General features: G+C 54.2%; 9 protein-coding genes. 2 read left to right on the top strand and 7 right to left on the bottom strand.

Features of this window, described 5'->3' with window-relative positions:
* Nucleotides 1-51 precede the first annotated feature (51 nt).
* Complete coding sequence (gene groES / locus JF44_RS0103930) at nt 52-339, bottom strand: co-chaperone GroES (protein ID WP_033067623.1); 288 nt, start codon at nt 337-339, stop codon at nt 52-54.
* 457 nt (nt 340-796) lie between these two features.
* Nucleotides 797-2,302 carry a hypothetical protein gene (locus JF44_RS0103940; RefSeq protein ID WP_156111586.1) on the bottom strand — a complete coding sequence of 502 codons (1,506 nt, stop codon included), beginning with the start codon at nt 2,300-2,302 and terminating at the stop codon, nt 797-799.
* Between the two features lie 114 nt (nt 2,303-2,416).
* Here JF44_RS0103940 and JF44_RS0103945 point away from each other — a divergent pair, with 114 nt between their 5' ends.
* Nucleotides 2,417-3,118 carry a hypothetical protein gene (locus JF44_RS0103945; RefSeq protein WP_033067626.1) on the top strand — a complete coding sequence of 234 codons (702 nt, stop codon included), beginning with the start codon at nt 2,417-2,419 and terminating at the stop codon, nt 3,116-3,118.
* A gap of 100 nt (nt 3,119-3,218) precedes the next feature.
* On the opposite strand, the gene glmS is transcribed toward JF44_RS0103945, so the two are convergent.
* Nucleotides 3,219-5,042 (bottom strand): glutamine--fructose-6-phosphate transaminase (isomerizing), encoded by a 1,824-nt coding sequence (glmS, locus tag JF44_RS0103950; RefSeq protein WP_033067627.1) that lies wholly within the window; start codon nt 5,040-5,042, stop codon nt 3,219-3,221.
* An 81-nt stretch (nt 5,043-5,123) separates the two neighbouring features.
* Complete coding sequence (glmU, locus tag JF44_RS0103955) at nt 5,124-6,470, bottom strand: bifunctional UDP-N-acetylglucosamine diphosphorylase/glucosamine-1-phosphate N-acetyltransferase GlmU (RefSeq protein WP_033067628.1); 1,347 nt, start codon at nt 6,468-6,470, stop codon at nt 5,124-5,126.
* 526 nt (nt 6,471-6,996) lie between these two features.
* Here glmU and JF44_RS0103960 point away from each other — a divergent pair.
* The gene (locus tag JF44_RS0103960; RefSeq protein WP_033067629.1) at nt 6,997-7,671 is read left to right on the top strand and encodes an HAD-IA family hydrolase; all 675 of its coding nucleotides are present in this window, start codon (nt 6,997-6,999) and stop codon (nt 7,669-7,671) included.
* Nucleotides 7,672-7,726: 55 nt separating this feature from the next.
* On the opposite strand, the gene JF44_RS0103965 is transcribed toward JF44_RS0103960, so the two are convergent.
* From JF44_RS0103965 to mmsB, 3 genes are all read right to left on the bottom strand, one after another.
* Complete coding sequence (locus JF44_RS0103965; RefSeq protein ID WP_033067630.1) at nt 7,727-10,801, bottom strand: hypothetical protein; 3,075 nt, start codon at nt 10,799-10,801, stop codon at nt 7,727-7,729.
* 232 nt (nt 10,802-11,033) lie between these two features.
* Nucleotides 11,034-12,782 (bottom strand): L-arabinonate dehydratase, encoded by a 1,749-nt coding sequence (araD, locus tag JF44_RS0103970; protein WP_033067716.1) that lies wholly within the window; start codon nt 12,780-12,782, stop codon nt 11,034-11,036.
* Between the two features lie 152 nt (nt 12,783-12,934).
* Nucleotides 12,935-14,119 carry a multiple monosaccharide ABC transporter permease gene (gene mmsB / locus JF44_RS0103975; protein WP_033067631.1) on the bottom strand — a complete coding sequence of 395 codons (1,185 nt, stop codon included), beginning with the start codon at nt 14,117-14,119 and terminating at the stop codon, nt 12,935-12,937.
* Between the last annotated feature and the right edge of the window lie 9 nt (nt 14,120-14,128).

Here is a 14,128-nt window from a genome sequence, read left to right on the forward strand (position 1 = left end):
TCCTCTCTATGAGACGGATGAACGTGGACTTAAGTCACCCAAAGGGCTGACTTATTCCATGATGCCCATGATGTCGGACTCTTTCATGATCAACAGCTCTTCGCCGTCAACCTTGACTTCGGTGCCCGACCATTTGCCAAACAGGACTTTGTCACCTGCTTTGACGTCAAGAGCGGCAACCGAGCCGTCTTCTTTGCGCGCGCCAGAACCCACAGCGACGACTTCGCCTTCCTGCGGTTTTTCTTTCGCGGTATCCGGAATAATGATGCCACCGGCAGTCTTGGTGTCAGATTCGACACGACGTACCAGGACGCGATCATGCAGCGGACGGAACTTCATTTTAGACAACTCCGTGTTAAAGCTAAGGCTCGTTAATAACTAAGACTAACCGGGATGAGCCCGTATTAGCACTCACCCCCGGCGAGTGCTAACAGCATTTATTGGAGTACCTGTCCAAAGTCAATAGGAAGATGCAAAAAGACGCAGAAATGTCACGATTTTTGCCATTTAGGCACCGTTGCAGCGCCGCAGAAATCAGCCGCCTTCAAAGCGCGCCGATCACACCACTTTCACCCCGGGGATGCAACCCCGTTTACATAAAATTCGCACAGCCCGGAATACCAAGGAAAATCGCATACATTTGTTAAGGGTGACGGCGCTGTAATCATCCACAGGCATATTACCTGCGTCGTATCACGGCACGAAATATTCAGGCACCCAAACCGGTTTACCGTCGACAGCGATGGTCGAACAAACCACAAAAGCAAAACAAGAATGCCAATCACCGGCAGAAACATCAACGAACAGCAAAATAACGGTCAAACATCAAAGGGTCATCAAAATGCCGCCGCCCGACAAAGGCCGTCGCATGATGCCCCCATTGGCGCATTGCACCGGGCCGCTCAATGCCCAAAGGCCACAGGATAAACCGCTCCAGCCGATCTGTTCCGGGCACGAAACCATCCGCGTCATAAAGGCTTGCATAGCCGCTCCCATCGCCAAGCATGAGGCTGTTCAAACTATTTTCCGGCATTTCCTTGGCCGTCACGACGGGTTCATTCTGCCCCTGCCCGTCGCGGGCTGTGATCGCCAATAAATAATGACTGACCGCATCAATCCACAAAACAGGCCGGGCCAATATTTCCGGATCGACAGTTCCGGTCGGGCTTTCGGCCGTTTCACGAATATCACCATCTTCCGGTGCGGCGATACGCTGCAGCCTCGAACCCGGGAAGAAGAGATGATAGCAACCGCACCCATGAATACTATCGGCAATCAATGGCATACCATCGTGATCAAGGGTTACCCGCCAGATCAAGGCATCAAGATGCCCGGCCAGGATATCAAACATGCCTGTCGCAGGCCGTTCCGGGAACCAGACGCTATAGGTAATTTGCGCATGCCACGCCCCGTTTAAATAGGTATGGCCCAATCGATAAAAGATCGTGGACTGACGGGTATCAATATCAGACAGGGCATCTCGGGCGCCAAGGACCGGAAGCCCGATCTTGTCGCTGTCGCTTTCTGTGCGAATCTTGAAGATCGGTGCATATGCCCGTACCAATGCCTTTAACCCAGATGGTGTCGGCAGAAGACGGCCAAAGCTGTCTGTGTTGATATTGGCAAGCTTCACATCGGCAGGCTGCCCCATGCCGGTAAGGCCATAACTTTGCCAAGGCCCTGCTTGCTGCAACTCGTCTGCTGCCAGATCAAAACTTCTCAGATTGTCGCGCTTCCACCCCTCGTACCCAAAGTGGGCCGGAAAGGCTGTCAAAGGGTAAAGTCCGGCTATGCGCTGAAAATCCAGATAGTCATCAGGAACGAAAACGACCTCAGCCAGCTTGGCATAATCATCAATGTCTAGTTCTGCGGCTAATTGTTCAGCGCAAATTTCCAGTTCATCCAGCGTGATGCCAACAGATTGCGGCAAATTGCGAAACTCTGCTGCCCGCGCTGCGCGATCCAAGTCGCGCATTTGCGACAGCCAATCGGCGAAAAGCTCGGTGCCGTTGTGATCATTTGAAAGTTCAGGTTCGATCTGCGCGCCCATCAGGACCGAGTTTCGGTTGGCCCGCAAAAACGGATAGCCGGAAACGCGTGCCGCCGTAACATTGCGCACATCATTTTGCGCGACTTGACGGTCTATATATTGAAGCTTCGTAGTGCACGACAGGCTCGCAACATCATCTGCTGTCGGTGCAACCGATGCACAGCCTGCAAGCCCCGCAAGGGCTCCAACCATCAAGGCCGTTGCACGCTGTGTCAGTGGTGTTCTTAACAAAGTCCCCGTAACCGTTTTCATGTCTGTGGCGTCCCGGTAAGTAAAACTTAGATGCCTGCGGGTCTTGTTTCGACTTGCGAAAGGTCTAATCTATTATAGGCGCAAGCTTTTGAATTTGCACACGAAATGGCATTAATGATGGTATCAACCGCACGTATAACACAATGGCTGGCGCTTTTGTTCGCGTTAATGTTGCCAAACCTTGCAGATGCTCAGCAAAAAAGCGATTGCCCCAAACGCCTGGGCATCATCAGCAATGACAGACTTTCAGAGCATGTCCTAGATAACATGCTTGAAGTCTATCGGGCGCTTGGCTGCCGGGTCGACATCATAGACCTACCCGGCCGACGTGGATTTATCGCATTTAACAGTGGTCAGATAGATGGCGAAGTCCTGCGCTTTCCGATTGGCGCAAAGCAGTATACCCGCCCGTTTGTTCGCTCCGAAGTACCGCTGCTTGAAATTTCCAACAGTCTCTGGGGAACAGCGGGAAGCAAACGTTATTCAGATGAAACCATTGGCTACACCATCGGCATTGCCTGGCAGGAACAGTACCTGCAGGCGACCATGCTGCCAAACAGCGGGCATCATGATATTGGCGATGTGCTTTTGCATTACAATACCGGAACCTTTGATCGATTTCTTGCCGAAGACAGCACAATCAGGCGTGCCATCCGAAAACGCACTTTCACCAAAGGCCGTGAACCCGTTCAGATCGAAGTTCTTAAGGTTGGGCCAGTTTACCACTACCTGAGTGATGAATACGCAGCGTTCATGAAACGCTTTTCGAACTACATTGCAAAGCACAACCCTTTTGACGGTGGCGAAATAATGTAGCAATTGGCACATCAAACGGCGTTCAATGCAAAAATCAAATACAAAAAAATCCGGATGCTCAGCACCCGGATTTTTGTTTTTCAGTGTGCGAGATACGCCCTTATTCGACCGTAACCGATTTGGCAAGGTTACGGGGCTGATCAACATCAGTGCCCTTATGAACCGCCACATGATAAGCCAGCATCTGAACCGGAATGGTGTAAAGGATCGGTGCAACAAAGTCGGCGACCTTGGGCAATTCAATCGTGGCAGAAGCCATATCGCCCAGCTTGGCAAGCCCCGGCGCATCCGAGATAAAGATCACCCGCCCACCGCGTGCGGCGGCTTCCTGCATGTTTGATGCGGTTTTTTCAAACAGTTCATCAGAGGGGGCGATGACAATGATCGGCACTGACTGGTCAATCAGGGCAATCGGCCCGTGTTTCATCTCACCGGCGGCATAACCTTCGGCGTGGATATAGGAAATTTCCTTGAGCTTAAGCGCCCCTTCCATCGCAATCGGATACCCAAGACCACGACCGAGATAAAGCACATCGCGCGCATCAGCAACATCAAGGGCAAGCTGTTTAAGCGCTTCGTCATGATGAAGCACTTCTGCTGCGTGTTTTGGCACTTCGGTCAGTGCACTCACAATGTCCCCTTCCTCCTGCTTGGAAAGGGTGCCGTTTTCACGCCCAATGGTCACAGCAAGGCACGCCAGCACCGTCAGCTGTGTTGTAAAGGCCTTGGTTGAGGCAACCCCGATTTCCGGTCCGGCATAGGTCAAAAGGACAACATCGCTTTCACGCGCAATGGTGCTTTCGGGCACATTGACGATGGAAACGATCTTTTGGCCCTTGGATTTGGCATAACGAAGGGCGGCCAGCGTATCAAGCGTCTCGCCCGACTGTGAAATGAACAGCGCCACACCGCCTTTCGGCAGCGGCGGGCAGCGATATCGGAACTCGGACGCCACATCAACATCCACACCCAGCCCGGCATAGCGTTCGATCCAGTGCTTGGCGACCAGCCCGGCATAATAAGACGTCCCGCAGGCCACAATCGTCAAACGCGTGGCATCGGCAAAGGAAAACGGCATGTCAGGCAGCTTGATCGTCTGGGTCGCCGGATTGATAAAGGCATGCAGGGTATCGCCAATCACAGCAGGCTGCTCGAAGATTTCCTTCTGCATGAAGTGATTATAATTGCCCTTGCCCATCATCGCCCCCGAAACAGCTGAAAGCTTTGTTTCGCGGGTCACTTCTTCATCATTTTCGTCACGGACCTGAACATGATCGCGGGTCATTTCGACCCAGTCGCCTTCTTCAAGATAGATCAGCTTATTGGTCAGATGCGACAACGCCATCGCATCGGATCCCAGATACATCTCGCCATCGCCGAGCCCAACGGCCAGCGGCGTGCCGCGACGCGCGCCAAAGATGACGTCATGTTGTCCGGCAATCATGATCACCAGCGCAAAGGCCCCTTCGATGCGATGCAGGGTGGCCGCCACCGCTTCACGCGGGGTTTTGCCCTGATCCAGGAAATCCGATACCAGATGCACGACCACTTCGGTGTCGGTATCAGTGGCAAATACGCGCCCCTTGGCCGTCAGCTCTGCCTTGATTTCCTGAAAATTCTCAATGATGCCGTTATGCACGACGGCAACCTTGCCATCGGTATGCGGATGGGCGTTGTTTTCGGTCGGCACACCGTGGGTGGCCCACCGGGTATGACCGATACCAACGTCACCAGAAAGCGGGCTTTCACCCAACCGATTGGCCAGGTTGATCAGCTTGCCTTCGGCACGGCGACGTTCAATGTCGCCATTGACGAGTGTCGCGATGCCCGCACTGTCATAGCCGCGATATTCAAGGCGCTTGAGGCCTTCAAGAATACGCTCGCTCACACTGTCTTTGCCGATAATCCCGATAATGCCGCACATATTGGTATTTTTCCTGCTTCAAATCGCTGTCATCTTGGCTGCCACACTACCGGGCAGCAATTTCAATTTCCGTACACCGGATTATTTCTTGCCGGTCAGCGCACGCATTTTATCGCGAAACGTCGCCGCCCAGCCCTTCTTTTCAACGCGCTCCGCACGGGTAAGCACCAACGCATCGGCATCGACCTTGCCCGTGATCGTGCTGCCTGCGCCGACAATCGCGCCGTCGCCGATTTCAACCGGCGCAACAAGTGCAGAGTTCGACCCGATAAAGGCCCCCGCCCCGATGTCGGTATGCTGTTTGCGGAAACCATCATAGTTGCACGTAATCGTCCCGGCCCCGATGTTGGCCTTGGCCCCGACACGGGCATCACCGATATAGCTCAGATGATTGACCTTTGCCCCGTCTTCGACCACGGCCTTTTTGATTTCGACAAAATTGCCAACCTTGGCACCTGCCCCGATTTCCGCCCCCGGACGCAAACGCGCATAAGGGCCGATATCGGCACCCGCCCCAACATTACAGCTTTCAAGGTGGCTAAACGCCTTGATCACGGTGTTATCACCGACCGTAACACCCGGCCCGAACACCACATTGGGTTCGACAATCACATCACGGCCAAGCTTGGTATCGGCACTGAAAAACACCGATGCCGGATCAATCAGGGTGGCACCTTCGATCATCGCATGGCTGCGCAGGCGTTCCTGAATGATTGCTTCGGCAACGGCAAGCTGGGTCCGTGAATTGACACCAAGCGTTTCGGCTTCATCCACTTCGATCGCACTACAGCTTTGACCGTTCTTGCGGGCAACTTCGACCGCATCGGTCAGATAATATTCACCTTTGGCATTGGAATTATCAATTGCCTCAAGATTGGCGATCATGTCTTCAGCGCGAAAACACATCACACCGGAATTGCAGAAATTGATCTGACGCTGTGCGTCGTCACATTCCTTGTCTTCGACAATCGCGGTCAACTCACCCGTATTGGCATCCGTGACCAAACGCCCGTAGCCCGCCGGATCATCGGGGCGGAACCCAAGAACCGCAACCGCATGATCCCCCGATTGGCGCGCAGCAACCAGCCGCGCAAGCGTATCAGCGGTAAAAAGCGGACTGTCAGCATATAAAACCAACACTTCACCGGTCAGTCCCACCAGACCATCCCTGGCGGCCAGAACCGCATGGGCAGTGCCAAGACGATCGGTTTGCTCAAACGTCGGATGCGGCGATACGCTTTTGATCAGATCGGGCATATCAGGCCCAACCACAACCATGGTCTTGGATGCATTGAGGTGGGCTGCAGTATCAATCACGTGATTGACCATCGGTTTGCCTGCGACCTTATGCATGACTTTGGGCATTGCGCTTTTCATGCGCGTGCCCATCCCGGCGGCCAGAACAACTACGCTTAATTCACGTGACATTTATCAATTCGCCTGCTGCAATTTTCGTGCAGCATCCCCTGTTACTACATCGAGCAACCAAACTTTCACTACGCGGACCGTCTGATTTGAAGCAAGTCTTAGAACATATTCTTTTTGAGCAAAAGCCCATAAAGAATCACGTTTTGTTACCGGCTGTTAGCAGATGTTACCGATTGTTAGGGTCCAAACTCATTCACATGACCGCCGCGGCAACTGATATGAGAAAAAAAGCAAGGAAAAGCCCGCAGAGCGGGGTGATCCCCGGTCAAGGGATTTGACGCAGAGGCTTTCTCTCATATCAGTTGTCCTTCGGATCACCCGGATTTGCACGGTCTATTTTGTCGTAAAATCTTGAAAAATATAGATCTTCCGGCGATTTCGCTCCGCATATCCGCACAAATCCGTGTGACCGGGATGATTATGTGAATGAATTTGAACCCTAATGGCATGGTTTCCGTTAAGTTCCTATAAACCACGCGGCCCCCATCACCACCACCGCCAATTCACATCCAAGGAGCCCCACCCGATGGCCAAATTCATTCTGTTCGACCTTGATGGCACCCTTATTGACGGGGTTGATGACATCCTGTTTGCCATGAATGAGCTGCTCGCAGCACACGGCCATGCACCACTTGTGCGCCATGATATTGAGGCGATGCTCGGCGATGGCACATGGATGCTGACCAAACGCGCCTTTGCTGCGCGCGGGGCAACGCCAAGCGATGCGATGCTTGACGAACTCAATGCCGATTTCAATGCGCGCTATGTTGAAACGGATTATGCCTATACCCGCCTGTTTGAAAACGTCGAAACAGTCCTTCGCCAACTCACATCAGATGGCTGGACCATCGCATTGGCCTCGAATAAACCCGAGGCCCCCTGCAAAGCGATCCTTGCCAAACTCGGCATTGCCGATTTATTCGCCGTGATCGCAGGCGGAGATTCGTTTGAGGTCAAAAAGCCGGATGGTCGTTTTCTTGGCTTCGTTCTGGAAAAGCTTGGCTTTGATAAATCCAGCGACACCGCCGTCATGGTCGGCGACCACGCCAATGACGTCAATGCCGCCCGTGCCGCAGGCATCCACGCAATCGCAGTTGCTATGGAAGTTGATGATGCCCGGGCAAGGTCACTTGGCGCGGATGCCGTCATCACGACCTACCGCGAATTGCACGACGCGATTTCACAGCTTACCACGGCCTAAGCCATTCACCCCGACCATTGGTCCAGCTTCATTCGGCGCGCTCAGAGCCCCCCGCCTATTTGATCGCGACGATGCCGGTGTTCACCACCTCGAACGCCCAATTCTCGGCCGCAGTGTCATCAAGGTTAAGGTGCTCCACCAGATAGGCAAGGCGTTCTGTATCGTCCCCCTCGGCTGTACAGAACCGGTCCTGCAAGTAGAATGGCGGGGTCGCCTGATAGGACAGCTTTGCCCTCACAGAGGCCGGGGTGCCCTTGATCTTGCTGCGATCAATCGCATAGGTCAGCTTATCCCCACCAGTCGGTGTCGGCTTTTGATAATCCGGATCATCGCCAATGGCTGTAAAACCGGCATCCTCGGCCAGATCTTCGCCTGCGCCAATCGCCGCAGCAATCTCGATACGGTCATCAAGCCCAAGATACCCGGCCGGCGGCAGGCGGTTGTCTTTGACCTCTGCACAAATCGACAGGAAGCTCGTTGTTAACTGTCCCTTTGGTGCGACATTGTGACCGCAACTAAAGGGAACACCGTCATCAAGGGGCGGTGTGCTGACCAGCTCCTGATAGATCTGGACCTGATTTTGCGCGACGACAGTCTGATAGTGCGGTTGATGGCGTCGTTCTTCCGGTGCAGTGCGCGCCTTGCATTGCGCATCCCACCAAAGTTCGCCATCCACCGGATTATCGGTCTCATCGACAATAACCCCCGCACCATTGACCCGACCTGATGCCCAAATCACCTCGTTACCGGCGTCAAGAACCTCAAAGGTAACAAACGCACGCCTGAAACCAACACCGGACGGGAATTTGTGCCCGGTCAGGCTGGCAATCGCCACGTCTGCAGTCAGGTTTTCATCCGTCATTGAAACGTTTTCGACCTTGATACTTGCCGTGTCAGACCGGGCCTGTTCAATCATCGCACGTTCGGTATACGCGAGCGGATCAACGCCTTTTGCACCAAGCATCGGGTCGGCCGTCGGGACGCCCATGATGTCTGGGAACTGCTGGAACATTTCAACAAGGAACAGGTTCAGCCCAACCAGCGTATGGCGCGCAAAACCCTTACGTGGTTGAAGATCAATAAGATCGGGACCAAACGTGTTGGCTGCGGCCGGGAAGGTGGAATATTCCTGAATGCTGGCGATCTTGCTGCGGAACTTTTCACCATCTTCACTGCTGGGCATATGGCATTCCTGACAACTCAGCGCCATCTTTCCGGGCCCAAGCGGCAAATCACCATCAACGGTATAGCCCGTCCTGAAGTCACTGAACGCCCATTCCGCATATGTTGTCTGCTCATACACAGTTCCGACCTGCTTTCCGTCCTTGAGAACGGGCAGATGGACCGTATGACAGGTCCCACACATTTCCGATGTCTTGATGGCTTTACCCTTGGCCGGGGTAATGCCCAAAGTATATTCCATCGGGTGTTTTTTCGGCGTCTCAAACGGACCGTAAAGGGTATCGGCATCCCCAACCAGGAAGCTCCCGGTGAATGTCTTCGCAAAACCCGTCTCATTGGGGTTTAGCTGGGCCTGACGCTCAAGAACGCAGGCATTTTGCGGCGCATCCTTGTACTTGGCGGTCCCTTCCTCGCCCAAGACCATCTGATGACACGCCATGCAGGAAATCCCATCACGCGCCAGCGCCCCATAGGAAGCATGTGGCCCGCCGTCATGACCATTCCCATAAGGAATGGCATCCACCATGGACCGCTGGAAGTCACCACAAACTACCGCACTACCTGTATCACCTGCATGTTCAAGGCTTTGATCAATCTGGAACTGGCGTTGTCCCATGATGCCATGACAGCCAAGACAGGTATTCTGAACCAGGTCGGGTTTCTCGCTGTGGAAGGTTTGAAGTTCGCTGGCAAGCTGGGCAAAGAAGATCGGGTCACGACCAGCAAGCCCCATCGGTGAAGACCGCCAGGTTGCATATGGTGACAAATTCAACAGCTCCTTACCAAGCGGGTCGGGCATCGTCATGTCAAATTGCAGGCCCGTGCTACCCGCATCATGGCATCCTGCGCATTGATCGCTGGTCATGAACTGACTGTGAGGTGACGGCCCCGACGAAGGCATCCAGACATTATCATATGTTTGTGACGGCATTTGACGAACCGGGGTAAAGTTGTAGTCAAACGGACTTCCGTTCTTCGCAAATGCCGTCAGGATTGCCGTCATATCTTCATGACCATCCGAACGCGCCTTGCCCAAGGGGGCTGGAACAGGTTCGGCATTGGCGCGCAGACTATGGATATCCCCGGCCGGGGTTTTGCCATCTGCTGATTTCAAATCAGCGGGCGCAACGCCCCCCGTTGTCCCAAGAAACTGGTTGTTAAAGAAATCCTGTGACAGGAAAACTTCGGGCTGCCCGGGGTGTCCTTCAATGTTGCGCAACTCGGCAAAGGTCATGTCACGCGCAGAACCATGGCAGTTCACACAATACTGACCGAACCCCATACCGGGCGGTGCATTACTTTCACCAGCAGGCCAATCCACTTTCCAGCCAGACCCGGGCCAGCCATACCATCCCCAGAACCATCCATCAAAAGATGCATCCGGGTCACGCACCATGATCGCCGCACCGCTTGTCGGCCATAAATGCAGCGGGTCTTTTTTGGCGCAAACCGATGCAGGGGCCGGATACATTTCCTTGACCATGATCGCGCCTGCGGGAATGGGGGTCTGTGTTCCAGACCGTGTCCCATCTGGCCCTCGATTTTCAGCGATCCATTGGACCATATCGGGCGAATACCAGATGACCACGGGCGAATGCGTTCCGTGATACGCCCCACTCCAATTTCCGTTAATCGCTGTTGTATCGCGGCTTGCCGTAAACGGACCTGTATCGCGAACGTATTTGTCACGAACCCAGCCGGCCTCAGTGTTTCGATGGCACCAGTTATCAAAGAACATCGAAAGTGCCTTTTCGTATTCATCAAGGGGTAAGGCAGATGGATCAGATACCGTCGCGCTTAGGGACTGGCACAGTTTCTGGTCGGTTGGCACCATGGGCTTGTCACGAAAGGCCAAACACGCCTCCGCCCAAGCAGTGCCTGAGATACAGCAGGCAACACCAACAAGCATCAACCTGCGAAATTGGCGGCGAACACGTTTGATCATCATGACCCCTCCCCATGTGCGGTTGTCCCGCTCGCACGAAAGCCACAAAAAGAGTAAGGTCATTAACGCCCCAATATCAACCTCTAATTGATTTTTAAACTCAACAATCTCCCCACTGAAACCGAATCCTCCGCTTATTGGTTAGGGCACTAACAAAAAACCGGTCCGCAATTTATTACGGGCCGGTTCTATATCTTTGGGGCAAAGGCGTCTTAGCCCCCCCCAGAAAACAGGATCAGTGACTGTCTTTCGGAATGGCCTTGCCGCGATGACCAACAAGGAAGTCGAAATCGGCCCCCTTGTCTGCACCGATCACTGATTTGTAATACAGCGATGCATAGCCACTTGCCGGAACCGGAACGGTGCTTTTCCAGTCTTTCAGGCGTTGGGCCAGTTCTTCATCGCTGATATCAAGGTGCAGGCGGCGGTTGGGCACATCAAGTTCGATCATGTCGCCATTCTGAACCACGGCCAACGGCCCACCTGCCGCAGCTTCGGGCGAGGTATGCAGCACCACGGTGCCATAGGCCGTGCCGCTCATACGCGCATCGGAAATACGCACCATATCGGTGATGCCCTTGCGAAGCACCTTGGGCGGCAGGCCCATATTGCCGACCTCTGCCATGCCCGGATAGCCTTTCGGACCGCAGTTTTTCAAAACCATGATGCAGGTTTCATCGATATCAAGATCCTCGTCATAGATCTTGGCCTTATAGTCATCGATGTCTTCAAACACCACGGCACGACCGCGATGAGTCAGAAGCTCCGGGGTGGCTGCCGATGGTTTAAGCACAGCCCCGTTTGGCGCAAGGTTGCCTTTGACAACGGCAATACCGCCGCTTTCGGTCAGGGCCTTCTCGAACGGGCGAATAACGTCCTCGTTCCAGTTGCGCACATCCTTGACCTGATCCCACATGGTGTCACCCGAAACCGTCAGCGCATCATTGTGAAGCTTTCCGGCCTCAGCCAGCGCCTTGATCACCACAGGCAAACCACCGGAATAGAAAAACTCCTCCATCAGGTATTTGCCAGATGGCTGCAGGTTCACAATCGTCGGGATATCACGGCCCAGACGATCCCAATCGTCAAGCGACAGATCAATGCCCAGACGTCCGGCAATCGCCAAAAGATGGATCACCGCATTGGTCGAGCCGCCAATTGCACCATTGACGCGGATGGCGTTTTCGAACGCTTCCTTGGTCATGATATCGGATGGCTTCAGGTCATCCTTGACCATATCAACAATCCGGCGCCCGGTGATATGCGCCATCACGCGACGGCGACTGTCAACCGCCGGGATTGCCGCATTGCCCGAAAGCGCCATGCCAAGGGCTTCTGCCATGCTGGCCATGGTTGATGCCGTGCCCATGGTGTTGCAGGATCCGGGCGAACGCGACATGGCAATTTCCGCTTCAAGGAAATCTTCGGTGCTGATGTTGCCCGCCTTGCGGTCCTCGGCAAGTTGCCAAAGCGAGGTCCCCGACCCGATATCTTCGCCGCGCCATTTACCATTAAGCATCGGCCCGCCGGTCACAACGATTGCCGGGATGTCAACACTGGCCGCCCCCATCAAAAGCGACGGAGTTGTTTTATCGCAGCCGACCATAAGCACGACGCCGTCAAGCGGTGTTCCGCGCAGCATTTCCTCGACATCCATTGACGCCAGATTACGGAACATCATCGCGGTTGGACGAAGGGTGCTCTCCCCGGTCGAGAAAACCGGAAATTCAAGCGGCAGGCCACCGGCTTCGTAAATGCCGTGTTTGACGCGTTCGGCAAGATCACGCAGATGGGCATTACACGGGGTCAGTTCCGACCAGGTGTTGCAAATGCCGATCACCGGTCGCCCATCAAACAGATCGGACGGCAGCCCCTGATTCTTCATCCAGCTGCGGTGATAGATGTTGTCCTTGCTGGTTCCGCCGAACCAGCCTTCTTGTGACCGCAAGGTACGCGGCCAAGGTGCCGGTTTGAACTTTGTCATGCCCGTTTTCCTTTTTTCGTTATTGTCGTGACGGACCCGCAAACAGCAGGTGGCGCGACTGCGTCAAAGACAGGGAACAGTACAGTGTGGCAACCAGTTGGCGTCTCTGGCTGGTGGGTCCCATATCTGCACCGTTCCCCGTCATCGTATTGTTAGGCCTTATTCTTGTTATAGACGTCAAAGATCACAGCAGCCAAAAGCACGAGCCCCTTAATCACCTGCTGCCAGTCAATACCGACACCAATGATCGACATCCCGTTATTCATGACCCCCATGATCAGTGCGCCCACAACCGCACCAATCACCTTGCCAACACCGCCAGACATTGATGCACCGCCAATGAAGACGGCCGCAATCACGTCAAGCTCGAACGCAAGACCCGCTTTCGGCGTTGCCGTATTCAAACGCGCAGCAAAGACCAAGCCGGCAAGGGCTGCCAGCATGCCCATATTGGCAAAGGTAAAGAAAGTCAGGCGCTTGGTATTGATGCCCGAAAGCTTGGCCGCCTTCTCGTTACCACCCAGCGCATAGATGCGACGACCAAGGGTCGTGCTGTTGGTAAGGAAGGTAAAGATCGCAATCAGAACCGCCATGATCACCAGAATATTTGGCAAACCGCGATAGGTTGACAGCAAATAGGTCACAAACAGGATCGCGATACCGGCAACCGCATGTTTGGTGACAAAGACCACCATCGGTTCCTCGACAGCGGCAAACTTCGCCTGCTTGGCCCGCGAACGCAGGCCGATGATCGGCAGGATCGCGGCCAGTGCCACACCCAGCGTCATCGAGAAGAGGTTAAACCGGCCTTCGATCAAGCCACCAAAGAAGTCGGGAATAAAGCCCGATGACATGCCCTGAAACACATCCGGGAACGGCCCGACCGATGCCCCACCCAGAAGCGCAAGTGTAAGCCCCTTGAAAACCAGCATCCCCGCCAGTGTCACAATAAAGGACGGAATGCGCCAATAGGCCACCCAATACCCTTGGGCCGCACCAATGATGGCACCAACCACCAGACATGCCGGTACAACAAACACCGTCGGCAGGTCCCAATTAACAATCATCACCGCGGCAAGCGCACCGATAAAGCCAACGACCGAGCCAACCGACAGGTCAATATTCCCCCCGACGATCACCAGCAACATGCCAACAGCCATGATGATGATGTAGCTGTTTTGCAGGAACAGATTGGTCAGATTGACCGGTTTGAGCATGATGCCATCGGTCAGAACCTGGAAAAATGCAAGAATGGCAACAAGCGCAACAACCATACCGTATTCGCGAATATGGGTGCGCAAGTAGTAGCCGATTGATTTGGTTTCAGTATCCGTCATTGTTCGTCC

Origin of the sequence: Thalassospira australica (genome assembly GCF_000763295.1) — a bacterium.
GTDB classification, from domain to species: domain Bacteria; phylum Pseudomonadota; class Alphaproteobacteria; order Rhodospirillales; family Thalassospiraceae; genus Thalassospira; species Thalassospira australica.